Source organism: Pilimelia anulata, from assembly GCF_014647895.1.
In the GTDB taxonomy this organism is placed as follows: Bacteria; Actinomycetota; Actinomycetes; order Mycobacteriales; family Micromonosporaceae; genus Pilimelia; species Pilimelia anulata.
Genome location: NZ_BMQB01000002.1, coordinates 519,489 through 545,901, shown reverse-complemented (window position 1 = coordinate 545,901; position 26,413 = coordinate 519,489). Strand labels below are relative to the sequence as shown.

Sequence of the window (26,413 nt, the reverse complement as noted above, 5' to 3'; positions counted from 1 at the left end):
TTCCTACGCCGGCGACCCGCTGACGTGGAGCAGTCTAGCTTCACCCGCGGCCGAAGCTGACCCGGAGGAAGCTGCCGGATGATCACGAAGCCGTCATGACGGACACTCGGTGCAGCCGACCCCGGGCCGCCCACCGACACATCGACCCCGATCGACCGATATTCGCGCCCGTCGGGGAGCGGTGGTATTGGCCCGCCGGCCGCCCGCGGCCCTACCCTCGCACCATGACGCACGACCCACTGCGCCTGCCCACGCTCACCACGGGTCAGCGCATCCGGGTGTACCGCACCCGGCGGGGCATGACGCGCCCCGTACTCGCCGGCCTCGTGGGCCGGTCGGCCGAGTGGGTCAAGAGCGTCGAGGTGGGCAGGATCCATCCGCCGCGGCTGGGCATGCTGAACCTGATCGCCAAGGCGCTGGGCATCCCCGTGACGGAGCTGCTGGACGCCGACCAGCGGCAGGCCGCCAACCTCGCCGGACCGGCGATCCCCGCCCGGGATCGGGTACGGGACGCCCTCAACCGGCCGCCCCGCGGCATCGAGCCCATGCCGCTCCCGCTGCTCCGGGCGGAGCTGGCCCGGGCCTGGCGGGTACGGGACACCGCGCTCCACCACCGCACGGCGATCGGCCCTCTCGCCGCGCGTCTGGTACCCGTCGCGATGGCCACCGTCGAGGCGCAGGAGACGAGGGCGGAGCGGCGCGCCGCGCAGGTCCTGCTCGTGGGCGCCTGCGGCCTGGCGCAGAACTTCGCCGCCAACCAGTCGGGTGGGGCCGACGTGGTGTGGCGGGCCGCCGACCGCGTCCTGACGGCCGGGCACGCCAGCGGCGACCCGGTGGCCCTGGCGACGGGTACGCGCTGGGCCTCGATCGCACACAAGGAGTCGGGCGACTGGGATACCGCCCGGGCGCTGCTGGACAGCACGCTGGGCGAGATCGCGCCGCACGTCCCGGACGGCCCGCTCGACCTGCTGGCGCTGTACGGCGCGCTGCAATCCGAGCGGGCCGCGCTGGCCGCCAGGGCTGGCGAGGCCGGCCGCGCCATGCGGCACCCGGACATCGCCGAGGCGGCGGCCCGCGGGCTCCCGGCCGCCTACTTCCACTCCCCCACCAGCTTCGGCCCGGCGGACATCGCGGTGCAGCTCGTCGGGGTCGACGTCGACCTGCGGCGGATCGGCAGCGCACTGCGGACCGCCGAGCGGGTGGCCCGCCATCCGGCGGTGCCGTCGCGTCCCCGGCTGGCCCATCACTTCGTGAACGTCGCCCGCGCCCACCGGCTCCGCGGCGACCACGAGGGCACGCTGGCCGCGCTGCGGAATGCCGCCGCCGCATCCCCGGAGTCGACCCGGTACAACCCGTTCGCCCGCCTGATCGGGATGGAGTTGCTCGGCGCCCGCGGCTGCGCCCGGGTCGCCGCGGAGATCGCCGTCCTGGTCGGGCTGTCGACGCCCGAGGGGGAGAAACGCTACCTCTCGTGATCGGTCGAACACCATATCGTTCTCCGTCGTGCGGTGGCGGGCGGATCGGGGCCGACCACGGTCGAGGTCATTGCCGTACGTCGATTCCGCTCCTACGGAGCCGCGCCGCCGCCGCGGTAGGGTCACTCGCGCACAATCCAACGGGGAGGATCGTTCGTGTTCGTTCGCATGAACGCCGGGCTGGCATTGGTGCCCGTTCCCGCTGCCCCGGCCGATCCCGGTCCGATTGCCGTCATCCACCGGGTATTCACCGCCCCCGACCCCGGTGCCGCGCTGGCCGCACTCGCTCCCGCCGAGCGCATCGCGTTCGACGCCGGCTACGTTCCCGATCATGTCGAGCTGGTCGGCGTCGAAACCCGGCCGGCCCCGCGCGGCTGTGAATACTCGCGGGCGAAGAAAGCCCTGAAGGCCGCAGGCGGCAATGCCCTCGGTACCTACTGGACAGAGATCCATTGGTGCTACGACAAGAAGCGGGGGTGGCACAACACCTTCGTGACCGATTCCGGCACGGGCGGGGAGACCCATACGCCCGGCTACACCTATCGGGGCAATCCCGAGTTCGACGCGGGGGTGGTCGGGACGTCGCGGGGTTGGGCGAAGCATTGGTTCGAGGCGAGATTCCTGCCCGACAGCTATCCGTGTCTGCGGGTGTACCTCACCAACGTGTTCGAGCCGGGGAGCGACGACAGCTGCTCACTCGCATAAGGAGATCCCGTGCGGAAGAAGGTACTGATCGGATCGGGTATCGGCGTGGCGGCAGTGGCGGTCGCGGTCGCCGTCGCCGCGCTGTTCCTGGTCCCGGCGACCACCGAGGACCTGGGCACCACCACGGTGCCCGCGAGCCCTTCCGAAACCCCCAAGCCCCCCAAACAATCCCGGTGAGGCGCGTCGAGCGCCACCCGACCCCCTGAACCGGCCGGCGGGGTCCCGGTACCCCGGGGGCCCGCCGGGAGCATCCGCGGCCGGCGCGTCCGGGTGCCGGTCGGCGACACACCCGGACCGGGTGACGTCGCCGGCCCGCCCCGCGCGGCCGGCCCCGGTGTGACACTCGTTCAGGAAATTCCCAGAAAGTCACATAAATAAGTAAAGGGTTTAAATCTGACTAAACGTATCATTGCGCTATGAAGATCGCTTCCGCGCTGCTCGCGGCCGGCCTGACGCTCGCCGCCGCGGGCACCCCGGCCGCCGCAGCGCCTCCCCCGGTACAGGCGACGGAGACCGTCGTCGCCTTCTACGCCTTCAACACGGTCGTACCGAACAACGGCATGGTCGCGGACGTGTCCAACCACGGCCGCACGATGCGCATCCGCACCGCCGACGGCGGCGCCGTCCGGTTCATCCCGGGCTCGGACTCGCCGGCGCTGCTGTTCCCGGCGCGCTGCGTCCCGCGGGTGACCGCCTGCCCGCGGGCGATGCTCGAGACGCCGGACCACCCGAGCCTCAACCCCGGTACCCAGCGGCTGCGCTTCGGCGCCAAGGTCATCGGTACCGGCGGCACGGTCGGCACCGGCGCCAACGTCATGCAGAAGGGCGTGAACCCGCACGGCAGCCAGTACAAGCTGCAGGTCGGCGCCCGGGGCAAGCCCAACTGCGTGATCGTCGGCCAGAACCCGGCCGAGCGGTACCTGGCCCGGGCCACCGTCCCCGTCGTCGACGGCCAGTGGCACCAGGTCACGTGTCTGCGCGCCGGGACGATGCTGTACGTCTTCGTCGACGGCGTCGCCCGGGGCTCCGCGCAGGTGCCGGTTACCGTGTCGGTGGCCAACGACCTCCCGCTGCGCCTCGGCGCCCGCAACCTGACCGACCGCACCGACCGCTTCGGCGGCGGCATCGACGACGCGTTCGTCGTCATCGGCGGCTGACCGCCCCCACCCACGGGAACGGGTCCGGCACCGCTGGCGCCGGACCCGTCGCCGTCCGCCCCGAACTGCCGGGCCGAACCGATGCGGAGAGAACAGCCATGGCGCTCATCATCGTCGCCGAGGACGACGACGACCTCCGGCCGGTCATCATCCGGGTGCTGGAACGGGCGGGCCACGAGGTCGTCGCGGTACCCGACGGCGGCGCCGGCCTGGCCGCGCTGCGCGAGCGGCGGCCGGACGTGCTCGTCACCGACCTCGACATGCCGGTGCTGACCGGCTCCCAGATGTGCGCCGCGGCCGCCGCCGAGGGCCTGCTGGACGGCGTCGCGGTCATGGTCGTCAGCGGGGCGCTGCCGCGCGGCGCGCACCCGTTCGACGCGCTGCCCACCAACACGATCCTGCGCAAGCCGTTCACCGGCAGCGACCTGCTCCAGTGCCTCACGGGTCTGCTGGAGGAGTCGGCCCGGTAGCCGGCTCGGCCAGCGCGTCGGGCAGGGTCAGGGTCACCGTCGTACCGAGGCCGATCGCCGACTGGAGCGTCAGGTCGCCGCCGTGCGCCCGGGCCAGCCGGCGGCACAGCGCCAGGCCCAGGCCGGTGCCGCCGCGCTTGTCCGCCGTCCGGACCTGGCGGAACGGCTCGAACACCAGGTGCTGGTCCTCGGCGGCGATGCCCACGCCGGTGTCCGCGACCGCGACCGACACCGTCCGCCCGGCCACCCCGAGGGTCACGGTCAGGGTGCCGCCGGGGTCGGTGAACGCGATGGCGTTCGCGACCAGGTTCTCCACGATCTGCCGGAACCGCAGCGGGTCCACCGACGCCGTCACCGGCGGCAGCGTGCGGCGCAGCGCCAGGCCGCCCCGGTCGATCATCGGCCGCAGCGCGGCCAGCAGGTCCCCGACGGCGGTGTCCAGCCGGACCGGGGCGCGGTCCAGGTCCACCCGGCCGGACTCCACCTTGGCCAGGTCCAGCAGGTCGTTGATCAGCGCGAGCAGGTGGAACCCGCCGCGCTGGATGTGCTCCACCCACTCGGCGTGCACGGCGTTGCCCATCCGGTCGTCGCGGAGCAGGTCGCTGAAGCCGATGATCGCGTGCAGCGGCGTGCGCAGCTCGTGGCTGACCGCGGCCAGGAAGTCGGACTTGGCCCGGCTGGCCTTGGTCAGCTCGCGGACGGACGCGGCCAGCTCGTCGGCCAGCCGCTGCGTGCGCAGCACCACCGCGCCCCGCTCGGCCAGCACCGCCGCCTGCCCGGCCAGCTCGGCGAGCCAGGACAGGTCCGCCGCCGCGAACAGGCTCTGCCGCCGGTGCAGCACGATCAGCGCCCCGCCGCGCAGCCGGGGCGCGCTGATCGGTACGGCGGTCAGCAGCCCGCTCCCCCGGGCGGCGGCGTAGTGGACGGCCAGCGGCCCGGCCCGGCCGGCCGCGCGGCCGAGGTCGATCGGCTGGCCGACGGCCAGCAGCGCGGCCAGGGCGGCCCGGCCGGGGCCGGCCGGCGGGTCGTCCGGCGGCGCGGCGGCCGGGCGGGTGAGCCCGCCGGACGGGTCGAGCAGCACCACCTCGACGGCGTCGGCGCTGGTCACGTCGCGGACCACGTCGGCGTACCGGCGCCAGACCTCGGCCGGCGTCTCGGTCGGCGGGGCGTCCAGCAGCCGGCGGTTGACCGTGCGCAGCGCCCGGGCCGCCCACGCCTCGCGCAGCCAGCGCGGCGGGGCGAAGGCGAGCAGGTACCCGAGGGCGGACGCCGCCAGCAGCAGGTGGTCGGCGAGCACGAACAGCGTCCCGCCCGGCCGGATCGCCACCAGGTCGTTGCTCGGCGACCGGGTCATGTCGGTGAGGTTGCCGGCCAGCGCCACGAGCAGCACCAGGACCAGCGCCCAGGCGGCCAGCGCCGCGCTGCGCAGCCGGACCGCCGAGCCGCCGTGCCGGCGCCGGGCCTCGCGGGCGAACATCCGCGCCGCCGCGGCCTGGACGGCGCCGAAGAACAGCATGTACAGCAGGCCCAGCGGCGGGAACACCGGCTTGGGGATCAGCGCCACCGGTACCGCGAGCAGCGCGGCGCCGGCCAGCACGCCGACGGTCAGCCGGCGCCGGACCCGGTGCAGCGAGCCGGCCAGCAGCAGTGTGACGACGGGGTGGAACAGGTACACCGCGGCGGCGGCGCCGACGCCGTGCCAGGCCGGCGAGCCGGTCAGCCGGACGTACGCCTCGACGGCGACGATGACCACGCCGGTGACGTACAGCAGGACGAGCAGGCCGCGCAGCGGGTCCCGGTGGCGCAGCCAGGTGGCGACGGCGTAGGCGAGCATGCCCACGTTGACCGCCGCGGTCCCCCAGGCGACGACACCGGCAACACCCACGGCCCACTCACCATCATCCGGCGGCGCTCCCCGCCCCGCCGCGGCGCCCAGCAGCACCCGACGGACCCCCAGGGTACTGGCCGGGCCGCCGGGGCTGACGGGCGGCGACCCGAACGGGTACCGGCGCCGGCCCCGCGGGCCGGCGCGTCAGCGGCCGGCGGCCGCGGCGGCGACCAGGCGGGCCGGCAGCGCCGGGGCGCCCGCCCAGTGCAGGTGCAGGTACGAGGCGTGCACGCCGCCCGCGGCGAAGCCCTCCCGCCGCGCTCCCCCGGCGTCGTCTCGCCAGGCCCAGGCCGGCGCGGCGCCCGCCGCCGGCGTGACGGCGGTCCGGTGGAACTCGTGGCCGGTCACCCGGCTGCCGGCCGCGGCGAGCACGCTGTCGGCCGGGGCGACCGCGTCCCGGTACCCCAGGGTCAGGGTCGGGGTCATCGCCGCGTCGGCCGGCAGCACACCGCACATCGGGGCGCCGTCGAGCGTCCGGCAGAGCCAGAGCAGGCCGGCGCACTCGGCCACCACCGGGGCGCCGCGGGCGGCCAGGTCGGCGACCGCGGCGCGCAGCGGGGCGTTGGCGGACAGGCCGTCGGCGTACACCTCGGGGAAGCCGCCGCCGACGACCAGCGCGGCCGTCCCGGCGGGCAGCCGCTCGTCGCGCAGCGGGTCCACGGTGGCCACCTCGGCGCCGGCGGCGGCGAGCAGCTCGACGGTCTCGGCGTACCCGAAGCTGAACGCCGGGCCGCCCGCGACCGCGACGACCGGGCGGGCGGCCGTGACCGGCGGGCCCGGCGCCCACGGCCGGGCCGGCAGCGGCGGCGCGGTGCCGGCGAGCGCGGCGACGGCGTCGAGGTCCACGCCGGCGGCGACCAGGGCGGCGAGCGCGGCGACCGAGGCCAGCGCCTCGCCGCGCCGCTCCACCGCGGGGACCAGGCCGAGGTGGCGGGACGGCGCGGCGACGTCCGGGTGCCGGCGGAGTACGCCGAGGACCGGGGCGCCGACCTCGGCGCAGGCGTCGCGGAGCAGCCGCTCGTGCCGGTCCGTGCCGACCCGGTTGAGGATCACCCCGCCGAACCGGAAGCTGCCGTACGAGCGGAAGCCGTGGATCAGCGCGGCCACCGAGCGGCCCTGCGCCGAGGCGTCCACGACCAGCACCACCGGGGCGTCGAGCAGCGCCGCGACCCGGGCGGTGGAGCCGTGGTCGCCGGCGCCGACCCGGCCGTCGTACAGGCCCATCACGCCCTCGACCACCGCCAGCTCCGCGCCGGCCGCGCCGTGGGCGAACAGCGGGCCGATCAGCTCCTCGCCGACCAGCACCGGGTCGAGGTTGCGGCCGGGGCGGCCGGCGGCGAGCGCGTGGTACCCGGGGTCGATGTAGTCGGGGCCGACCTTGAACGGGGCGACCTTCGTGCCGCGCGCGGCGAACGCCGCGAGCAGCCCGGTGGCGACCGTCGTCTTGCCGTGGCCGGAGCCGGGGGCGGCCAGGACGAGCCGCGGTACGGTCACCACTCGATCCCGGGCTGGCCCTTGCGGCCGGCGTCCATCGGGTGCCTGACCTTGGTCATCTCGGTGACCAGGTCGGCGGCCGCGACCAGGTCGGGGTGGGCGCCGCGGCCGGTGATCACGACGTGCTGGCTGCCCGGCCGGGCGGCGAGCGTGTCGACCACGTCGGCGGCGTCGACCCAGCCGCGGGTGACCACGTAGGTGAACTCGTCGAGCACGTAGAACCGGTGCGCCTCGGCGGCCAGGTCGCGCTTGATCTGGGCCCAGCCCTCGGCGGCCTCGGCGGCGTGGTCGCGCTCGGTGCCGGGGCGCTGGATCCAGGACCAGCCGGCGCCCATCTTGTGCCAGGCGACCGTGCCGCCGGTGCCCGAGTCGCCGAGCGTCCGCAGCGCCGTCTCCTCGCCGACCTTCCACCGCGGGCTCTTGACGAACTGGTACACCGCCACCGGCCAGCCCTGCGCCCAGGCGCGCAGCGCCATCCCGAACGCGGCGGTGGACTTGCCCTTGCCCGGGCCGGTGTGCACGGCGAGCAGCGGCTGCCGCCGCCGCTGGCGCGTGGTCAGCCCGTCGTCGGGTACGCGCTCCGGCTGCCCCTGCGGCATCAGGCCACCCCCGCGCCGGCGGCGAGCGCGTCCAGCGGTACGCACTCGGCGGCCAGCGTTCCGGCCAGCCGGCGGGCCAGGCCGAGCCGGATCGGGCCGGACTCGCAGTCGACCACGACCGCGGCGACGCCGGCCAGCGCGCCGGCCGCCGCGGCCGGGTCGGGGCCGCTGGTGCTGCGGCCGTCGGTGACGACGACCAGCAGCGGCCGGCGGCGCGGGTCGCGGCGGCGCTCGGTGGCCAGCGTCCCGGCGGCGGCGCGCAGGCCGGCCGCCAGCGGGGTGCGCCCGCCGGTGCGCAGCGCGGCGAGCCGCTGCACGCCGACCTCGTGGCTGGACGTCGGCGGCAGCACCACGTCGGCGGCGGCGCCGCGGAAGGTGATCATGCCGATCCGGTCCCGCCGCTGGTAGGCGTCGCGCAGCAGGGACAGCACCGCGGTCTTGACCACGGTCATCCGGTGCCGGGCGGCCATCGAGCCGGACGCGTCCACGACGAACAGCACCAGGTTGGCCTCCCGGCCCACGTGGATCGCCTCGCGCAGGTCGGCGGCGGTGACCCGGTCGCCGCCGCGGACGGCGGCCGCGCGCAGGCTGGCCGGCAGGTGCAGGCCGGCGGGGCGGCCGGTGGGCCGGCGGGCGCCGACGACCCGGCCGCGGCGGGCGTACGCCGGGGAGCGGCGGCCGGCGTGGCCGGCGGCGCCGCGGTGGGCGGCGCGCAGGGTCCGCGGGCGGTACGCGGCGCCGGGCGCGACCGGGGCGGCGCCGGGCCGGCCGGGACCGTCGGGTGCGGCGGCGGCGTCCGCGGCGCTGTCGGGGCCGGGGGCGTCGGGCCCGCTGGCGTCCGGGCCGGCGGGCCGGCCGGGCGGCGGGCCGGCGGCGGGGTCGCCGCCCCCGGCCGGGCCGCTCCCGCCGGGACCGGCGTCCGGGCCGGGGCCGTCGGCGTCGCCGTCCGGGCCGGATCCGCCGGGGCCACCGTCGGGGCCGGGGGCGTCGGGGCCGCCGTCCGGGCCGTCGGCGTCGCCGCCCGCGGTCGGGTCGTCGTCGCGGTCGTCCTCCGGGGCGTGGGCGTCGAGGACCTCGTCCAGCTTGGTCTCGTCCGTACCGGGCGGGTCCAGCGGGTCGCGCCGGCGCCGGTGCGGCAGCGCCAGCCGGGCCGCCGCGCGCACGTCGGCGACCGTCACCGCCGGGTGCCCGTGCCAGGCCGCGAGCGCCACCGCCGCGCGGGCGACGACGATGTCGGCGCGCAGCCCGTCCACCCCGTACGCCAGGCAGATCGCGGCGATCCGGTCCAGCTCGCGGTCCGGCAGCGCGACGGCGGGCAGCCGGGCGCGGGCGGCGGCGATGCGGCCGGCCAGGTCGGCGTCGGCGCCGGCCCAGCGGGCGGCGAAGCCGGCCGGGTCCGCCTCGTACGCCAGCCGGCGCCGGACCACCTCGGCCCGCGGGCCCACCTCGCCGGGCGCGGCGACGGGGACGACCAGCCCGAACCGGTCGACGAGCTGCGGCCGGGGCTCGCCCTCCTCGGGGTTCATCGTGCCGACGAGCAGGAACCGGGCGGCGTGCTTGACCGAGACGCCGTCGCGCTCGACGTGGGCGCGGCCCATCGCCGCGGCGTCCAGCAGCAGGTCGACCAGGTGGTCGGGGAGGAGGTTGACCTCGTCGACGTACAGCACGCCGCGGTGCGCGGCGGCCAGCAGGCCCGGCTCGTACGCCTTGACGCCGTCGCTGAGCACCCGCTGCAGGTCCAGCGTGCCGGTGACCCGGTCCTCGGTGGCGCCGACCGGCAGCTCGACCAGCGCGGCGGGGCGGTGCCGGCCCGGCGCGGCGGCGTCGTGCGGCCCGTCCGGGCAGGCGGCGTCCGGGGCGGCGGGGTCGCAGGCGAACCGGCAGCCGCCGACGACGTCCACGGGCGGCAGCAGCGCGGCCACGGCCCGGACGATCGTCGACTTGGCGGTCCCCTTCTCGCCCCGCACGAGCACCCCGCCGATGACCGGCGAGACCGCCGTCAGGAGCAGGGCCAGCCGAAGGTCGGCCAGGCCGACGACGGCGGAGAACGGGTACGGGGTCATGGGCGGATCAGGCGCGAGGGCATGCGCGTCGGTCCCTTCCGCGGGTGTCCACGCCCGCGATCCGGTGGGTGGGTACGCCGCGCACCGGCGTTCCTGACTCCCGCGCGGCGCGCGGTCACAGTGGCGGGACCGCCCCGGACTCCCACCGGGTTCCGCCGCGTGCGCTGACGGCCATGCTCGCCCGGGTCCGCACAGCCCGTCAAACACGCCGGCCCGGCGGGGCAAGCCCGGCGGCCTGCGATACGGAGTAATCGGGTCGAAAAGCCGGTTTCGGACGTTTTTCTGTCGTACGTTTGGTGCTGACTTGCCGGTAATGTCGACGCAGTTCGCGCTGGACGGGGCGGACCCGCCGAATACGTGGGACGGATGGCTCTCCGGCAGCCCTCACCACCTGGAGAGGTTCGTGTCCCACACCCGTCGCCGCGCGGCCCTGCTCGCCGCCCTCCCGCTCCTGCTCGCCGGCCTGGCCGGCGCGGCTGTCCCCGCCCTGCCCGCCGACCGGCCGCCGGCCGCCGCGATGGCCGCCGGGAGCGCCCCGGCCGGGGAAACCGCGGCCGGGAGCGCCCCGGCCGGGGACGCCGCAGCGACCCCGCCCGACACCGCACGCGCCGCCGCCGCGACGAACACCGCGCAGGCCGCGACGAACGCCGCGCGCAGCGCGGCCGCCGCGCCGACCCGCGGGACCCGCGCGCACCCGCGCCGGGCCCGGGCCACCGCGGCGTACGACAGCGACTCCGCCCTCGTCCGCTTCCGTGCCGGTACCGGCACCGCCGCCCGGCGGGCCGCCGTCGTCGCCGGCGGCGCCCGGCTCGGCGCCGCGGTCGGCGGCTCCGGCCTGACCCGGGTGCACGCCGCCGGCGACCCCGCCGCGCTGGTCGCCCGGCTGCGACGCGACCCGGCCGTGGCCGGCGCCGCGCTCAACTACCGGCGCGCGCTGCGGTTCGTGCCGAACGACGCCCGGTACGCCGCGTACCAGGCCGGCAACCTCGGCGTACTGCGCCTGCCGACCGCCTGGGACACCGAGGCGGCCGCCGCCGACCAGATCATCGCGGTCGTCGACACCGGCGTCGACGGCACCCACGAGGACCTGGCCGGCCGGCTGGTCGCCGGCTGCAACACCGTCGGCGCGACCCCCGGCTGCCACGGCCCGACAACCGACAACAGCGTCAGCCTGGACGGCGGCGGGCACGGCACGATGGTCGCCGGGATCATCGGCGCGGCCACGAACAACGGCGTCGGCGTCGCGGGCGTGACCAGCGGCGCGATGATCATGCCGATCCGCGTCTTCGGCCCGGACCCGCAGGACCCGACCAGCCTGACCGCCACCGACGACGACGTGATCGAGGGCGTGCGCTGGGCCGTCGACCACGGCGCCACGGTGGTCAACCTGTCGCTGGGCGGCACCGAGCCGGGGGCGCTGGAGGACGCCATGACGTACGCCCGCAGCCACGGCGTCACCGTCGTCGCGGCGGCCGGCAACAGCGGCGCCCCGATCACCGAGTACCCGGCCGCCTTCCCCAGCGTGCTCGCCGTCGCGGCGACCGACGCCGCCGGCCGGCTGACCGACTTCTCCACCTCGGGCGACTGGGTGGACGTGGCCGCCCCCGGCTTCCGGGTGGAGTCCACGTTCCCCGGCGACCAGTACGAGTCGTGGAGCGGCACCTCGTTCTCCGCCCCGCTGGTCGCCGGCGTGGCCGCGCTGGCCCGCTCGGTCGACGGCCTCGGCGCCGACGAGGCGTTCGACCGGCTGGTCTCGACCGCCCGCGACGCCGGGCCGCGCGGCTTCGACCCGTACTACGGGTACGGCCTGGTCGACGCCGCCGCCGCGGTCGGCGCCGCGCCCGCCGCGGAGCTGCCGCAGCCGGACATGGTGGACGACACCGACGGCTTCCCCGGCCGGCCCACCGCCTTCGCCGGCGCGAGCGTGCACGGCACGATCGGCATCGAGGGCGACGTCGACTGGTACCGCCGCCCGGTCGCCGCCGGCAGCCGGGTCCGGCTCAAGCTCACCCCGCCCGGCTACTCCCCGAGCGCCGCCGGCAACATGGACGCCGTCCTGCTGGTGTACGACCAGCGGCTGCGGCTGCTCGCCGCCGTGGACGACCCGTTCGACGTCGGCGCCGCCGAGGCGGTCAGCCTGACCGCGCCCGCGGGCACCACCGCGCTGTACGTGGCGGTGCGCAGCTTCAACGGCGCCCGGGACACCCGCGCGTACACGCTCGCCGCGAGCACCCCGGCCGCCGGCGCGACGCCGAACGCCGGCGCCGCGCTGTGGGCGCGCGAGGTCAGCCCGGCGCCGTACGCGGTGGCGCAGGCGCCCGGTGTCCGCCCGCGGGTGGTCTTCCACCGGGCCATGCGGGCCGCGAGCGTGACCGGCACGACGGTCCGGCTGGTCGACGCGCGCACCGGCGCGCTGATCCCGCGGACCGTCACGTACGCCGCCGCCGACCGGACCGCGACGATCGCGCCGGCCGCGCCGCTGACCCCGCACGTGCCGTACCGGATCGAGATCGGCGCGGTGCGCGACAGCGCCGGCGCGGTCTACACCGGCGCCGCGACCAGCACGTTCCGGGTCGGCACGGTGCCGGTGTCGGCGGTGACGCTGGCCGCGTCGACCAGCGCCGGCACGGCGACCGCCGCGCTCACCTGGGCCAACCCGGCGATCGGCGACCTGGACCGGGTGGTGGTCCGGTACGCCGCCGGCACCGCCGCGCCGCTGACCCCCGGCCGGGGCACGCTGGCCTACGACAGCGCCGACCCGAACGCGGGCAGCCCCACCGGCGTGACGCTGGGCGGCCTGACCGGCCCGGCGCACAGCTTCGCGATCTTCGCGATCGACACCGCGGGCCGGTACTCCGCCCCGGCGGTGCGCCGGGTGCACCGGGCCGACGCGGCGCTGGCCGCGACGCCGGCGGCGCTGCCGTACGGCGGCCGGACCACGCTGCGCGGCAGCCTGCGCCGGGCGGGCGCGCTGCCGCTGGCCGACGCCCCGGTGACGCTGGAGTTCGTCCGCGCGGCGACCGGCGCGGCCACCGCGGTCGCGGCGCTGCGCACCGACGCCGCGGGCCGGGTGGCGTACCGGGCCGCCCCGCCGGCGCGCGGCACCTACCGGATCCGGTACGCCGGCACCGTCGCGGGCGGGACCGCCGTCCTGCCGGCCGCCGGCTCGCGCGGCGTCGAGGTCGCGGTGGCGGTGTCGGCGGCGCTGAGCCGGCCGGCGGTCGCGCTGGGGTCGGGGACGACCCTCGCCGGCCGGGTCGCGCCGGCGCACGCCGGGCGGCCGGTGCGGCTCCAGCAGTTGGTGGCGGGCACCTGGCGCAACGTCACCGAGCGGCGGCTGACGGCGGCCAGCGGGTACGCGTTCGCGCTGCGCCCGGCGACCCGCGGCACGCACACGTACCGGGTGTACGTGCCGGGCGACACCGCGTACGCGGGCGGGACGAGCCCGGTCCGGGCGCTGACCGTCACCTGACCCGGCAACCCGCACGCACGGTCATAGCGCACACAGCGTTACGTGATCGCGAGCGGCCGTATACCGACCGTAAGGCCACCGAAAGGTTGACCAAAGAACTGTCGGATACCTGACAGCGAACACCGTTAACTCCGGCCAGGCTTGACTCACCATTGACGGCGGTCCTCGTCAACGGGGGTACATCGGCGCGCCGGCAAACCGGCCCCACCGGCCGGCCACCCCAGCCGGACGCACCGATTATCGGCGGGACCGCCCTTCGGTGGGGCCCCACCCGGCCCACGCCGTCCCGCCGAGCTGCGGTGCCCCGCCGGGGCACCGCAGCCGCGCCCCGGACCGCCGTCGCCGCCAGCCCCACCGCCGTCGCCGCCCGCGCCCGCCCACCGCCGGTGCCGCCCGCGCCCGCCCCACCGCCGGTGCCGCCCGGCGCGGCGCGCCGGGCACCGCCGGCCGCGGCGCTCGGCCGGACGATCAGAAGATCGTCCGCAGGTACGGCACCCGGGCCGCCCCCAGCGAGATCGCGAACGACGCCGCGAGCACCAGCCCGTACGCGCCCAGCATCACCGGCAGCGACCGCGCCTCGGCCATCGCCGGCACCGCCGCCTTGATCACCTCGTACACCAGCAGGTGCACCAGGAACACCCCGAACGTCGCATCCGCCAGCCGGGCCAGCCGCCGCCCGGCCGCCGGCCCCGGCCGCCACCGGTTGCCGAGGTTCACCGCGAGCAGGAACACCCCGATCGCCGCCAGCGCCACGGTCGGGCCGAGGTAGTTGACCGGCAGCAGCACCTGGAGCGTGCCGTGCCGCGGGCGCACCCCCCACTGGTACACCAGCGCGAGCACCAGCGCCGCCGTGCCGAGGCCCACGGCGGCGAGCGCCCGCCGGGACAGCACGACCGCGTGCAGCGCCCAGCCGGCGACGAAGTACCCGACGTACGGCCACCACATCGTCCACGCGCCGTACGTCTGCGGCCGGGGCGAGCCGAGCACCTGGTACGCGCCGACCAGGACGGTCACGCCGAGCGTCCAGCACAGCGCGATCGCCGCGGTCCGCCCGGCCCGGCGCGGCCCGCCGTCGCGCAGGAACGCCGCGAGCACGGGCGCGACCAGGTACAGCCCGGCGATGAGCCAGAGGAAGTACAGCGCGGTGAACACCTTCGCGTCGAGCACCAGCCGGGCGATCCGCTCGAAGCCGAGGTCCTCGCCGCGCCACAGCATCCGGACCCCGACCAGGTACACCAGGTGCCAGACGACGAGCGCGGGCAGGATGCGCAGGAACCGCTTGCGGTAGAAGGTGCCGGGCCCGGCGGCGTGGCCGCGCGGGTGCAGCACCAGCGCCCCGCTGATCATCACGAAGACCGGTACGGCCCAGATGAAGCCGATGTCCAGCACCGCGGCGCCCCACCAGGTCACGGTGCCGCGCAGGTCGTCGTGGCCGAGCACCATGCCGATCACGTGGATGGCGACGACGCCGCAGATGGCGACGACGCGCAGCAGGTCGAGCCCGTACAGCCGGGTGGCGGCCGCCGGCCGCGCCCCGGCGGGGTGCGGGATCCGTACGGTCGCGTCACCGGGCCGGGTCTCCACAGATACGGACATATTTTCCATAACGCACGATTCACGACCAAAGTCGCGGCGGCGGCGGTGGCGGGTCGGGCGAAAGCCCACGAGCGGGGCACCCGGGCGCGGCAACTACAGTGGCGGGGCGCGGTCGGACCGCGGCGACGGGCGGCCGGACGGCGGCGACGGGAGGAGCGCGCGTGCGCGAGCGGCGGATGGCCAGGGTGCGGACGTTCACCATGCGCGGGCGGCTGAGCGAGACCAACGCCGCCGCCGTGGCCGACCACTGGCCCGCGTACGGCGTGGACGTCGCCGAGGCCCCAGCCCCACCGCTGGACCCGGCCGCGCTGTTCGGCCGCACCGCCCCGCTGGTCCTGGAGATCGGCTTCGGCATGGGTACGGCCACCGCCGCGATGGCCAGCGCCGACCGCGACCGCGACTACCTCGCCACCGACGTGCACGTACCCGGCATCGGCAACCTGCTGCGGCTCGTCGTCGATGTCGGGCTGACCAACGTGCGGGTGGCCCGCGGCGACGCCCTCGACCTGCTGCGCCACCAGCTCCCGCCGGACAGCCTCGACGCCATCCACCTGTACTTCCCCGACCCGTGGCCCAAGTCCCGGCACCACCGGCGGCGGCTCGTCCAGCCGGCGCACGTGCCGCTGCTGCGCTCCCGGCTGCGCCCCGGCGGCACCCTTCACATGGCGACCGACTGGGCCGACTACGCCGACGCGGCGCTGGCCGCGCTGACCGCCGACCCCGAGCTGGTCAACCCGTACGGCGGCTGGGCCCCCCGCCCGGAGCACCGCCCGGTGACCAAGTTCGAGCGCCGCGGCCTGCACGCCGGCCGGACCGTCCGCGACCTGATCCTGCGCCGCCGCGGGGCCGGGCAGCACGGCGAACCCGCGGCCGACCGGGCGGGGGCGGCGTGACGCTGTTCGACCGGCTGCCCCCGGACGGCCCCGACGGGTCGCCGCCGGACGCCGACGCCGTGTACGACGCGTTCGCCTCCTGGGCCGGCGAGCAGGGCCTGCCGCTCTACCCGCACCAGGACGAGGCCCTGATGGAGATCGTCTCCGGGTCGAACGTCATCCTCAGCACCCCCACCGGCTCCGGCAAGAGCCTGGTCGCCACCGGGGCCCACTTCCACGCGCTCGCCCAGCGCGTCCGCACCTTCTACACCGCCCCGATCAAGGCCCTGGTCAGCGAGAAGTTCTTCGCCCTGTGCGACGTCTTCGGCGCGCACCACGTCGGCATGCTCACCGGCGACGCCAGCGTCAACCCCGACGCCGACGTCATCTGCTGCACCGCCGAGATCCTCGCCAACATCGCCCTGCGCGACGGCGCGAAGGCCGACTGCGGCCAGGTCGTCATGGACGAGTTCCACTTCTACGCCGAGCCCGACCGCGGCTGGGCCTGGCAGGTCCCGCTGCTGGAACTCCCCCGGGCGCAGTTCGTCCTCATGTCGGCGACGCTCGGCGACATGGCCCGGTTCGAGACCGACCTGACCCGGCGCACCGGCCGCACCACCGCCGTCGTCCGCTCGGCCCAGCGGCCGGTCCCGCTGATCTTCTCGTACGCCACCACGCCGCTGCACGAGACGCTCGAGGAGCTGCTGTCCACCAAGCAGTCCCCGGTGTACGTCGTGCACTTCACCCAGGCCGCCGCCCTCGAACGCGCCCAGGCGCTGCTGTCGATGAACGTCTGCACCCGGGCCGAGAAGGACCTGATCGCCGAGGCGATCGGCAACTTCCGCTTCTCCTCCGGGTTCGGGAGGACCCTGTCCAAGCTGGTCCGCAGCGGCATCGGCGTGCACCACGCGGGCATGCTGCCCAAGTACCGGCGGCTGGTCGAGACGCTCGCCCAGCAGGGGCTGATGAAGGTCATCTGCGGCACCGACACCCTCGGCGTCGGGATCAACATCCCGATCCGGACCGTGCTGTTCACCGGCCTGTCCAAGTACGACGGCGTGCGCACCCGCCTGCTGTACGCCCGCGAGTTCCACCAGATCGCCGGCCGGGCCGGCCGGGCCGGCTTCGACACGATCGGCACCGTCGTCGTCCAGGCGCCCGAGCACGTCATCGACAACGAGCGCGCGCTGGCCAAGGCCGGCGACGACCCGAAGAAGCGGCGCAAGGTGGTCAAGAAGAAGCCGCCGGAGGGGGCGGTCGGCTGGGGGCAGCCCACGTACGACCGGCTGGTGGCCGCCGACCCCGAGCCGCTGACCTCCCGGTTCCGGGTGTCGCACGCGATGCTGCTCAACGTCATCGGCCGCCCCGGCGACCCGTTCGCGGCCATGCGCAAGCTGCTCACCGACAACCACGAGGAGCCCGCCGCCCAGCGCCGGCACATCCGGGCGGCCGTCGCCGCGTACCGGGCGCTGCTGGCCGGCGGGGTCGTCGAGCAGCTCGCCGAGCCCGACCCGGACGGCCGGCGGGTCCGGCTGACCCTGGACCTGCAGTACGACTTCGCTCTCAACCAGCCGCTCGCCCCGCTGGCCCTGGCCGCGCTGGAGCTGCTCGACCGCGCCGCCCCCACGTACGCCCTGGACGTCGTGTCGGTGGTCGAGTCGATCCTGGACAACCCGCGGCAGATCCTCTCCGCGCAGCAGCACAAGGCCCGCGGCGAGGCGGTCGCGGCGATGAAGGCCGACGGGATCGAGTACGACCAGCGGATGGAGCTGCTGGAGGACGTCACCCACCCGAAGCCGCTCGCCGAGCTGCTGGACGCCGCGTACGAGATGTACCGGCGCGGGCACCCGTGGGTGGCCGACCACGAGCTGTCGCCGAAGTCGGTGGTCCGCGACCTGTACGAGCGGGCGATGACCTTCGGCGAGTACGTGAGCCTGTACGGCCTGGCCCGGTCCGAGGGGCTGGTGCTGCGGTACCTCGCCGACGCCTACCGCACCCTGCGCCAGACCGTCCCCGACGAGGTCAAGACCGACGAGCTGGCCGACCTGATCGAGTGGCTGGGTGAGTTGGTCCGGCAGGTCGATTCCAGCCTGATCGACGAGTGGGAGCGGCTGCGCTCCCCCACCGACGACCCGACCGCCCCGGTCACCCCGCCCGAGCCGCCGGGCGTCACCCGCAACGCCCGGGCGTTCACCGTGCTGGTCCGCAACGCGCTGTTCCGCCGGGTCGACCTGGCCGCCCGCCGCCGCTGGGACGAGCTGGGCGAGCTGGACGCCGCCGACGGCTGGGGCGCGGACGCGTGGGCGGCGGCGCTGGCGCCGTACTTCGCCGAGTACGCCGACATCGGCACCGGCCCGGCAGCCCGCGGGCCGGGCCTGCTGCTGGTGGACCGGGGCGCGCAGCGCTGGACGGTACGGCAGATCCTCGACGACCCCGACGGGGACCACGACTGGGGGATCTCGGCCGAGGTCGACCTGGCCGCCTCCGACGCGGCCGGCGCGGCCGTCCTGCGGGTCACCGCGGTCGGCCCGCACTGACGGTCGAATCCCCGGCACCGGCCGACTGGTGCCGGGGACTCGACCACCGTCAGTCGCTGTGCCGCGGCGACCGATACCGGCGGACCCGGGCGCCCCGCCGCACCATCCGGCTGCCGACCAGGACGACCAGCCCGACGCCGGCCATCGCCATGACGATCAGCAGGGTGGTGTTGACGTTCGGCGGAACACCACTGATCACCGAAGCCGGCCGCACCCTGGTGCTGCCGACCCCGCCCGCCCGCGCTCCCGCGTTGGCGCCGCCGGCGGCCGCGGGGGACGGCGGCGGCGCGGTCGGCAGGGCCGCGAAGTTGACGATTCCGCTGCTCTCCAGCAGCGTCATGTGGGTCATGACGAACTGGTTCGCGCGCTGGGCGAGCTTGCGCACCGTGTCGTTGCGGGTGCTGGCGCGGATCGTCGCGATGGCGGGGAAGATCTTCCCGTGCGCCGCCCGCAGCCGGTCGATGTAGATCTGGTCGAACTGGGTACCCCGCGAGTTGCGCATCTCGTTGAGCCAGCCCTGCTGGTCCGCGTTGGGCTCGTCGGGCAGGGAGACCCCGAGCTTGCGGGCCGCCTCGACGACCAGGCGGTCGAGTTCCCGGTGCTGGTCGGCGATGTCGCGCCCGACGGACTTGATCCGGTCGTTCTGCGACCGGTCCTGCGCCAGCCCGCCGGCGGGGATCTCCCACAGGCCGGCCAGGCGCACCTTCACCACGAAGTCGCGGTCGGCCGCGGCGATGGCGCCGACGCCGCGGTCGGGGATCAGCTCGTTCGGGGGGTCCGGCACGCCGGGTTCGGCACGGCCGACGCCGGGGCTCAACAGAACCATCGTGGCAGCGGCGATCGCCAACCCCGTGAGGCGCCTGCCCCACCTCGACATACCACCGATAGCGAACACGCCGACCTCCTCATGACACCACGCCCGGGTGTGACGGACTGAGGTACGCGCCGGCGCAGGCTTCGGATCAACGGGGCCGATCGGACGACAGCGGCGGGTGGGCCGCTGTGGGGCGTCCGGCGGGTGCCGGCGGCGGTGCGGACGGCCGCGGCCGGCACCCGGCCCGGGCACCGGGTAGCGCCGCGCGCGCCATGGCTGATATCGGGAATGCCGGTTATGACTGGTCCGACGAATGCGGATATCGACGGGGCAACCCGCGGACACCGCGGGCTGCGGTGAAGTCCGGTTCAGGTCGGACGATCGGCGCACGACCGCATCCCCCGACAACGCCCTCGACGCCGCCCTCGACCGGCTCGCCGGCAGCGGGCCCGAGCGCGCCGGCTGGTTGTCCCACACGCCCCGATGGTGGCCGAGGCGCTCGCCGCCGGCACCGTACCCCGGCGGGCTCGACGGGTACCGGGACCGGCTCATCCGGTCGGGCACGCCGTCCGGGCGCTGCGCGCCACCCCGCCCCCGGCCGGGTCGCCGAGTTCGGCCGCGGGCTGGCCCACTGGGCCGCCCGCTGGCCACCCGGCCGAGCCGAGGCTGGCCGGCGCCGTCGCGCACGCGGTCTCGCTGCTGCGCGGGTGAACCGCTACCGTGGTGGCCGCCCCGGCGGAGGTCCGGGGTCCTGATCGGGCGGTGGGCGAGTGATGGGGTGGGCCGGGCCGCTGGGCACGGTCGCGGTGCTGATCCCAGTGGTGATCTTCGTACACGCCGCCGCCACCTGGCTGCGCCGGCGCGAGCCGCTGCAGGGCTGGGTGGCGCTCGCCTTCGCCGCGTCCCTGCTCGGCGTGGTCACCGAGCTGCTGCTGCTCGCCGGGCGGCAGCCGCCGCCGCTGCTCGGGGCGCTGCTGCTGGTCGGGTACCTGGCCGACCCGTACCTGATGCTGCGGCTGGTCGGGCAGCTCCGCCCGGTGCCGCGCTGGCTGCCCCGGGCCGCGGCCGCCGGGGCGCTGGCGCTGACCGGGCCGCTGCTGCTCACGCCCCGGCCGCTGCCGTGCTGGCTCGCGCTGGGGTACCTGGCGGTCTTCCTCGGCGGCGAGCTGGCCGCGGCCGGGCTGCTGGCCGGGGCGGCCCGGCACCGCCGCGGCTCGGCCCGGGCCCGGCTGCGCGCGGCGACGCTGGGCACCTGCTGCCTGGCCCTGCTGCCGATCGCGGCGGCCGGCGGGACGATCAGCGGGCGGGCGCCGGACGACGGGTTCAACCGGCTCGCCCCGGCCGACGGCGTCGGCACGGTGATCGCCCTGGCCTTCCTGGCGCTGATGCTGACCTCGTCGGTGGCGTACCTGGTGGCGTTCCTGCCGCCGCCGTGGGCCCGGCGCACCTGGGCGGCGGCGACCGCGGCGGCCGCCGGGCACAAGCTGCTGGACGCGCCGGCCACCGAGCGGCCGGGCGAGGTCTGGCACCGGTACGCCGAACTGGTCCGCGACATCGCCCGCGCGGACGTGGTGGTCGTGCTGATCCCGGACGGCGCCGGCTGGATGCACGAGGCGGCCCGGGCCGGCGACCCGGTGGCCGGTCCGGCGCCGCGGGTGCCCCGGGACCGGGTGGCGGCGCTGCTGGCCGGGCCGCAGCCGCGGCGGCTGCCGGCCGGTACGGCGGACGGGCTGCTGCGGGACCCGGCCGCGCGGGCCGCGGCGGCGGGCCGGCCACTGCACGTCACCGCGATGGCGTTGCCCGCGCCGCGGCTGCGCGGCGGCGCGCTGCTCGTCCTGCACACCTGGGCCGGGCTGTTCCGGGACGACGACCTGCACCTGCTCGCCGGGCTGGCCGCGCAGGCCAGCGTGCTCGCCGAGCGCGGCGCGGTGCTGGCCGAGCGGGACGCCGCGCTGGCCGGGCAGCGCCGGCTGGCCAGCGAGCTGGCCGGGTCGGTGCGGGCGCTGCGGGCGGCGAACCGGGCCAAGGGCGAGTTCCTGGCCGCGATGAGCCACGAGCTGCGCACCCCGCTGAACGCGATCATCGGCTTCGCCGACCTGCTGGTGTCCGACCTGGACGAGGCGGCCACGCACGGGCAGTGGAGCCGGCACATCCTGCACAGCGGCCGGCAGCTCCTCGGGCTGATCAACGCGCTGCTGGACCTGTCCCGGGCCGAGGCGGGCCGGCTGGACCTGGACGTCGCGCCGCTGCGGCTGGACCGGATCACCGGCGAGCTGCTGGCCCTGCTGCGCCCGGTGCTGGACCGCAAGCGGCTGCGCACCGACGTGCACCTGCCGCCGATCACGGTGACCGCGGACGCCCGGCACCTGCGCCGGGCGCTGGAGAACCTGCTGGCCAACGCGATCCGGTTCACCCCGGCCGACGGCCGGATCACGGTGGCCGCCCGGGCGGACGCGGCCGGGGCGTACTGGAGCGTCACCGACACCGGCGTCGGGATCGACGCGGCGGACCGGGAGCGGGTGTTCGAGGTGTTCGGCCGGGTCGGCGAGCCGGCCGGGCGGGCCGGCGGGCCCGGCCTCGGGCTGGCCCTGGTGCGCCGGGTGGTCCGAGCGCACGGCGGGGACGTGGCGGTGGACTCGGCGCCGGGGCGCGGCAGTACGTTCCGGGTGTTCCTGCCGCGCCCCGGCGGCGCGCTCAGCTCAGGAAGTCGCTGAGGATCCGGGCCGTCATCGCCCCGTCGTGGAACTTGTGCGCGTACGTCCGCGACGCCGCCCCGATCCGCGCGGTGCCCTCCCGGTCGGCCAGCAGCGACTCCAGCGCCCCGCGCAGCTCGCCGGTGCCGGCGCTGACGATCGGCAGGTCCCCGCCGACGACCTTGGCCACCTCGTCGGTGATGTACCCGACGACGGGCCGGCCGGCGGCCATCGCCTCGACCGCGAACGTGCCGAAGCTGCCGGTGGTGAACTGGTCCAGCACGATGTCGCACGTCTTGACCAGCTCGCGGACCTGCGCCCACGGGACGTTCTCGGCCAGCCGCAGCTCGATCCGGCCCTTGCGGTGCAGGTCCTCGACGACCGGCAGGATGTGGTCGGTGCCCTTGGTCCACCGCTTCGACGGCGCGTGCAGGACCAGCGGCCGGGTGCGCTGCATGACCGGCTCGTCGGAGTCCCACGCGGCGACGTCGACGACCAGCGGCACCCAGGTCGCGGTCGGCACGTCGGCGAGCAGGTCCGGGGTGGTCACGTACACCGGCAGCTTGCCGTTGGCCACGATCTTGAGGTTCTGCTCGACCCGGCCGGTCAGGTTCTCCACCATCCACGCGGGGGCGTCGCGGAACATCGACCAGCGGTGCCGCTCCATGTGCCGCAGCGGGTGCCGGATCTCGCTGCCGTGGGCGAGGATCGCGGTCTTGATCCCGGCCCGGCGCAGGATCGGCAGCTCCTTGTCGATCGCCCCGCCGTACAGGTGGCCGAAGACCGGCAGGAACGCGTCTGCGAGCACGTGGGTGTACCGCTCGAGGATGCTCTTCATCCGCTGCGCCTGCAGGTCGGCGTCGGGCAGCGTGTCGACGTCGAGGTACTCGTCGGCCGGGTAGTCGAACGAGTCCGGCTGCCGCCACATCACCACCTCGGCGCCGACGTCGGGCCGCCGCCGGCAGATCGCGGAGGCGAACGCCGCGCCCTGCCCGGCGTAGTTGGCCGGGCCGAGGCCCAGCCGGATCCGCGACTCCGGGGTGATCTTGCGCCAGTGCGCGATCACCGGCGGCGGGGCGCTCAGCTCGGCCTCGTCGTCGTCCTCGTCGGCCGACTCCTCCTCGCTGCCGTCGCCGGTGCGCACCCGGCTGACCCGGGCGCCCTCCTCCAGCCCCCACGGCAGCTCCGGGCGGGCCTCGGGGTCGGGCACCGGGCACAGCTCCCGGTACACCCGCAGCAGCTCCTCGCTCTGCTGCTCCCAGGACAGCTCGTCGAGCAGGTCGTCGCTGATCCGGGCGCGGTAGGCGTCCCGGTTGCCGATGATCGTCTTGACCGCGGTCGCGAGGCTGGTCGGGTCGCCGGCGGAGAACACCTCGCCGACGCCGCGCTCGCGGACGAAGGCGCTGTTGGCCTTGACGTCGCTGACCGCCACCGGCAGGCCGGCGTGCAGGTACTCGGCCATCTTGGTGGGCAGGGACAGCTCGTAGTTCAGCGTCCGCTTGGAGCAGATCAGCCCGATGTCGGCGCTGGAGAGGTAGTCGGCGACGGTGTGCTGGGCCACGTACGGCACCACGTGCACCCGGTCGGCGATCCCCAGGTCCTCGGCCTGGACGAGCAGCCCGTCCAGCTCGGGGTGCGAGCGCCCGGCCACGATCGCCAGGTGGAAATCGGGCAGGTGGGTCAGCGCGCCGATGGCCGAGCCGAGCCCGCGCTCGGCGGAGATCCAGCCGGAGTACACCAGCAGCGGCACGTCCTCGTTCAGCCCGCAGATCTCCCGGACGGTGGCCTGCTCGGGGGCCTGCCCGACGCACGCGCGGATCGGGGTGTTGCGGACGACCCGGGGCAGCTCGGCCAGGCCGTACACCTGGCGGATCCGGGCGGCGATCTCCGGCGAGACGGTGACGACGGTGTCGGCCCGGCGGATGAACGAGTCCTCCAGGTCCAGGTACGCGGCCCGCTGGTGCGGCGTCGGCCAGTCCACGCCGGGGACGAACTCGTGCGCGTCGTACAGCCAGCGCACCTGCTCGCCGCGGGCGCGCATCCGGGACACCGCCTGCCCGACCACCCCGATGGTGGTGATGTCGTTGGCGTGGATGACGTCCGGGCGGATCCGCTCGATCGCCGGGCCGAGCGAGTTGTCCAGGTCGACGAGCTGCGGCCAGTCCCGGTACCAGGTGCCGGACGGCCGCCGCTTCTGCCGCTGCTCCCACAGGAACGCCCGCCGGCGGAGCTGGTGCACGGCCCGCCGGATCTTCAGCGAGCCGGTGAGCGCGATCCGCGCCGGCACCGCCATCGCGCCGACCGGCCCGCCGTTGCGGGCGGTGCTGCGCAGGTCGCCGATGCGGGCGGTGGCGCGGCGCTCGGCGGCGCGGTGGTTGGCGTCGAAGTACGGCAGGACGGTGCGGTGCCCGATGCCGAACTGGGTGACGGCGCTGCGCCACGGGTGGGCGTTGGCGCTGGTCCGCACGTACGCGGGGACGACCACCCGGGAGACCCGGATCGGGCCCATCATCGACCGGTGCACGGCGCCGTCGGTGGCGACGCCGAGCAGCGCCACGTCCCAGCCGGCCCGGGCGGCGGCGATGGCCGACTTCTGGACGCGGGAGTCGCCGGTGATGCCGTTGGCCACCACGACGGCGAGGCGTGGACGGCGGGGCTGGGACATGAAAGGAACCTCCATCGGGGTAGCCACCGGACACATAACGACCCGCGGCCGTCCGGGGCGGCGCGGCCTCGGGGATGTCTGTAAAGCACCGAAGGAGAGCCTTGAGCCGAATTACCGGGCGAATCCTATACGTCCCGCGGCAATAGCGGGTCTTGATCAACTGGTTCGCCCGGCCATTCACCCGTCGGAGTTGGCTCGGCAATTCCGACATTTAGGCATAAAACCCTAGGCTGCGCTGGATGACCGACCAAGAGCCCACCACTCCCCGGCAGCCGGGCCACCCCGCCGACGAACGGCCGCCCGGCCGGATCGTCATGCTGGTCGACAACGACGTGGTCCGCGACTCGCGGGTACAGAAGGCGGCCCGCAGCGCCGCCGCGGCCGGCTGGGACGTGACCCTGCTCGGCGTCACCACCGACGACCCGCGCACCTGGTCGATCGGCGCCGCCACCGCCCGCACCGCCCGGGTCGAGCCGCTCCCCCGGCCCCGCCCACGCAGCTTCCGCCGCTCGCTGCGGCACCCCCTGGCGTACGCCAGCGACGCCCACGCCGAGCGGCACGCCGGCCGCACCGCGCTCCGGCACGCCGACCGCGTCTTCCTCGCCGGCGCCGCGCCCGTCGCCGGCCGCGGCCCGCGCTGGCTGGCCCGCCGCGGCACCGGCCTGCTGCGCCTCGCCCAGCGCCGCTGGGTCGACCTGCGCCGCGCCCAGACCGCCGCCAAGGCCGTCGCGGACATGCGGATCAGCCGCCTCGACGAGCTGCGCTACCGGCTGGCCCACCGCCGGTTCGGCACCCGCTCGTGGCGCCGCCTGGAGCCGTACCTGTGGCGGTACGAGGTCGCCGTCGGCCCGATCATCGACGAGCTGGCGCCCGACCTGATCCACGCCAACGACGTCCGGATGCTCGGCGTCGGCGCCCGCGCGGTCCGCCGCGCCCGGCTCGCCGGCCGCGGGGTGAAGCTGCTCTGGGACGCCCACGAGTACCTGCCCGGCATGCGCCAGGCCGGCGCCGAGAAGCGCTGGCTGCCCGCCCACCTGCGCTACCTGGACGAGTACCTGCCCGAGGTCCACGCCGTCGTCACCGTCTCGGAGCCGATCGCCGACCTGCTCCAGCGCGACCACGCGCTGACCGAGCGGCCGGCGGTGCTGCAGAACGTCCCGGCGTTCGAGCGGCCGGTCACCGCCGCCGACCGGCAGCGGTACGGCGACGTGCGCGGCCTCGCCGGCCTCGGCCCGGACACCCCGCTGCTGGTGTACAGCGGCGCGGCGGCCGCCCAGCGCGGCCTCGGCACGATGGTCAGCGCGCTGCGCCTGCTGCCCGGGGTGCACCTGGCGCTCGCCGTCGGGCAGTCCGGCCACCGGTACGTCGCCCGGCTGATGGAGCAGGCCGTCCGGCAGGGCGTGCGCAAGCGGGTGCACCTGCTGCCGCACGTCCCGCACTGGTACGTGGTCGCGTCGCTGGCCACCGCCGACGTCGGCCTGATCGGCAACGTGCACTGGCCCAACCACGAGCTGTCGCTGAACACGAAGTTCTTCGAGTACTCGCACGCCCGCCTGCCGCTGGTCACCAGCGACGTCGCCACCATCGCGGCGATGGTCCAGCGCACCGGGCAGGGCGAGGTGTTCGCCGCCGAGGACGTCGAGGACCTGGCCCGGGCGGTCCGGGCGGTGCTGGCCGACCCGGCGCGGTACCGGGCGGTGTACGACAAGTCCGACGTGCTGGTGCGGTGGACGTGGGAGGAGGAGGTGCAGGTGCTGCTCCAGCGGTACCGGCAGCTCCTCGGCCGCGGCCCGGCGCCGCTGCTGCCGGCCCGCCGCGCGCCGCTGACCCCGGCCGACGGCGCGCACGCTCCCGGGGTCGCCAACTAGCCCGCGCCACTCTGGGCAATACTGGGCATACCACCACACAGCACA

Annotated in this window: 17 protein-coding genes and 1 riboswitch; of the genes, 10 read left to right on the top strand and 7 right to left on the bottom strand. The window is 76.1% G+C overall.

Annotated elements, in window-relative coordinates; genetic code table 11:
• Window positions 1–224 precede the first annotated feature (224 nt).
• The 5 genes from IEY94_RS07165 (at window position 225) to IEY94_RS07145 (ending at window position 3,807) form a co-directional block, all read left to right on the top strand.
• Window positions 225–1,475 carry a helix-turn-helix domain-containing protein gene (locus IEY94_RS07165; RefSeq protein ID WP_189169230.1) on the top strand — a complete coding sequence of 417 codons (1,251 nt, stop codon included), beginning with the start codon at window positions 225–227 and terminating at the stop codon, window positions 1,473–1,475.
• 156 nt (window positions 1,476–1,631) lie between these two features.
• Window positions 1,632–2,180 (top strand): hypothetical protein, encoded by a 549-nt coding sequence (locus tag IEY94_RS07160; protein WP_189169229.1) that lies wholly within the window; start codon window positions 1,632–1,634, stop codon window positions 2,178–2,180.
• Between the two features lie 9 nt (window positions 2,181–2,189).
• Window positions 2,190–2,357, top strand: a complete 168-nt coding sequence (locus tag IEY94_RS07155) for a hypothetical protein (RefSeq protein ID WP_189169228.1) — start codon at window positions 2,190–2,192, stop codon at window positions 2,355–2,357.
• Window positions 2,358–2,596: 239 nt separating this feature from the next.
• Window positions 2,597–3,337, top strand: a complete 741-nt coding sequence (locus IEY94_RS07150; protein WP_189169227.1) for a LamG-like jellyroll fold domain-containing protein — start codon at window positions 2,597–2,599, stop codon at window positions 3,335–3,337.
• Between the two features lie 98 nt (window positions 3,338–3,435).
• Window positions 3,436–3,807: a response regulator gene (locus tag IEY94_RS07145; RefSeq protein ID WP_189169226.1), complete on the top strand. Its 372-nt coding sequence runs from the start codon at window positions 3,436–3,438 to the stop codon at window positions 3,805–3,807.
• Here the strand turns inward: IEY94_RS07145 and IEY94_RS07140 are convergent.
• From IEY94_RS07140 to IEY94_RS07125, 4 genes are all read right to left on the bottom strand, one after another.
• Entirely contained in the window at window positions 3,776–5,692 is a 1,917-nt protein-coding gene (locus tag IEY94_RS07140; protein ID WP_189169225.1) for a sensor histidine kinase, read from the bottom strand. The two genes, IEY94_RS07145 and IEY94_RS07140, sit on opposite strands and share 32 nt — an antisense overlap.
• A 147-nt stretch (window positions 5,693–5,839) precedes the next feature.
• The gene (locus tag IEY94_RS07135) at window positions 5,840–7,192 is read right to left on the bottom strand and encodes a cobyrinic acid a,c-diamide synthase CobB (RefSeq protein ID WP_189169224.1); all 1,353 of its coding nucleotides are present in this window, start codon (window positions 7,190–7,192) and stop codon (window positions 5,840–5,842) included.
• On the bottom strand, window positions 7,186–7,788 hold the full coding sequence (gene cobO / locus IEY94_RS07130) for a cob(I)yrinic acid a,c-diamide adenosyltransferase (RefSeq protein WP_189169223.1): 603 nt from the start codon (window positions 7,786–7,788) through the stop codon (window positions 7,186–7,188). Before cobO ends, IEY94_RS07135 begins: the two co-directional genes overlap by 7 nt.
• Complete coding sequence (locus IEY94_RS07125; protein WP_189169222.1) at window positions 7,788–9,851, bottom strand: VWA domain-containing protein; 2,064 nt, start codon at window positions 9,849–9,851, stop codon at window positions 7,788–7,790. Before IEY94_RS07125 ends, cobO begins: the two co-directional genes overlap by 1 nt.
• 89 nt (window positions 9,852–9,940) lie before the next feature.
• A riboswitch (cobalamin riboswitch) is annotated at window positions 9,941–10,005 on the bottom strand.
• 249 nt (window positions 10,006–10,254) lie between these two features.
• Here IEY94_RS07125 and IEY94_RS07120 point away from each other — a divergent pair.
• A complete protein-coding gene (locus tag IEY94_RS07120; RefSeq protein ID WP_189169221.1) occupies window positions 10,255–13,323 on the top strand; it encodes a S8 family serine peptidase in 3,069 nt (1,022 codons plus the stop codon).
• Window positions 13,324–13,791: 468 nt separating this feature from the next.
• Here IEY94_RS07120 and IEY94_RS07115 read toward each other — a convergent pair whose 3' ends face one another.
• Window positions 13,792–14,919, bottom strand: coding sequence for an acyltransferase (locus IEY94_RS07115; RefSeq protein ID WP_189169220.1), 1,128 nt, complete (start codon window positions 14,917–14,919; stop codon window positions 13,792–13,794).
• A 176-nt stretch (window positions 14,920–15,095) separates the two neighbouring features.
• On the opposite strand from IEY94_RS07115, the gene trmB reads away from it, so the two are divergent.
• Window positions 15,096–15,812, top strand: coding sequence for a tRNA (guanosine(46)-N7)-methyltransferase TrmB (gene trmB, locus IEY94_RS07110; RefSeq protein WP_189169392.1), 717 nt, complete (start codon window positions 15,096–15,098; stop codon window positions 15,810–15,812).
• A gap of 14 nt (window positions 15,813–15,826) precedes the next feature.
• Window positions 15,827–18,328 carry a DEAD/DEAH box helicase gene (locus tag IEY94_RS07105; RefSeq protein ID WP_189169393.1) on the top strand — a complete coding sequence of 834 codons (2,502 nt, stop codon included), beginning with the start codon at window positions 15,827–15,829 and terminating at the stop codon, window positions 18,326–18,328.
• Between the two features lie 49 nt (window positions 18,329–18,377).
• Here IEY94_RS07105 and IEY94_RS07100 read toward each other — a convergent pair whose 3' ends face one another.
• A complete protein-coding gene (locus IEY94_RS07100) occupies window positions 18,378–19,154 on the bottom strand; it encodes a DUF4142 domain-containing protein (protein ID WP_229783389.1) in 777 nt (258 codons plus the stop codon).
• A 761-nt stretch (window positions 19,155–19,915) separates the two neighbouring features.
• On the opposite strand from IEY94_RS07100, the gene IEY94_RS07095 reads away from it, so the two are divergent.
• Window positions 19,916–21,856: a sensor histidine kinase gene (locus IEY94_RS07095; protein WP_229783420.1), complete on the top strand. Its 1,941-nt coding sequence runs from the start codon at window positions 19,916–19,918 to the stop codon at window positions 21,854–21,856.
• On the opposite strand, the gene IEY94_RS07090 is transcribed toward IEY94_RS07095, so the two are convergent.
• A complete protein-coding gene (locus IEY94_RS07090) occupies window positions 21,837–24,500 on the bottom strand; it encodes a glycosyltransferase family 4 protein (RefSeq protein WP_189169218.1) in 2,664 nt (887 codons plus the stop codon). The genes IEY94_RS07095 and IEY94_RS07090 overlap by 20 nt on opposite strands.
• Window positions 24,501–24,814: 314 nt before the next feature.
• Here IEY94_RS07090 and IEY94_RS07085 point away from each other — a divergent pair, with 314 nt between their 5' ends.
• On the top strand, window positions 24,815–26,368 hold the full coding sequence (locus IEY94_RS07085; protein ID WP_189169390.1) for a glycosyltransferase family 4 protein: 1,554 nt from the start codon (window positions 24,815–24,817) through the stop codon (window positions 26,366–26,368).
• Window positions 26,369–26,413: the final 45 nt, after the last annotated feature.

Bases quoted from the DNA above. Each gene is read 5' to 3' on its own strand.
- IEY94_RS07165 (WP_189169230.1), top strand. From the start codon at position 225: ATGACGCACGACCCACTGCGCCTGCCCACGCTCACCACGGGTCAGCGC.
- IEY94_RS07150 (WP_189169227.1), top strand. From the start codon at position 2,597: ATGAAGATCGCTTCCGCGCTGCTCGCGGCCGGCCTGACGCTCGCCGCC.
- IEY94_RS07145 (WP_189169226.1), top strand. From the start codon at position 3,436: ATGGCGCTCATCATCGTCGCCGAGGACGACGACGACCTCCGGCCGGTC.
- cobO (WP_189169223.1), bottom strand. From the start codon at position 7,788: ATGCCGCAGGGGCAGCCGGAGCGCGTACCCGACGACGGGCTGACCACG.
- IEY94_RS07125 (WP_189169222.1), bottom strand. From the start codon at position 9,851: ATGACCCCGTACCCGTTCTCCGCCGTCGTCGGCCTGGCCGACCTTCGG.
- IEY94_RS07115 (WP_189169220.1), bottom strand. From the start codon at position 14,919: ATGTCCGTATCTGTGGAGACCCGGCCCGGTGACGCGACCGTACGGATC.
- trmB (WP_189169392.1), top strand. From the start codon at position 15,096: ATGGCCAGGGTGCGGACGTTCACCATGCGCGGGCGGCTGAGCGAGACC.
- IEY94_RS07100 (WP_229783389.1), bottom strand. From the start codon at position 19,154: ATGGTTCTGTTGAGCCCCGGCGTCGGCCGTGCCGAACCCGGCGTGCCG.
- IEY94_RS07095 (WP_229783420.1), top strand. From the start codon at position 19,916: ATGGGGTGGGCCGGGCCGCTGGGCACGGTCGCGGTGCTGATCCCAGTG.
- IEY94_RS07090 (WP_189169218.1), bottom strand. From the start codon at position 24,500: ATGTCCCAGCCCCGCCGTCCACGCCTCGCCGTCGTGGTGGCCAACGGC.
- IEY94_RS07085 (WP_189169390.1), top strand. From the start codon at position 24,815: ATGCTGGTCGACAACGACGTGGTCCGCGACTCGCGGGTACAGAAGGCG.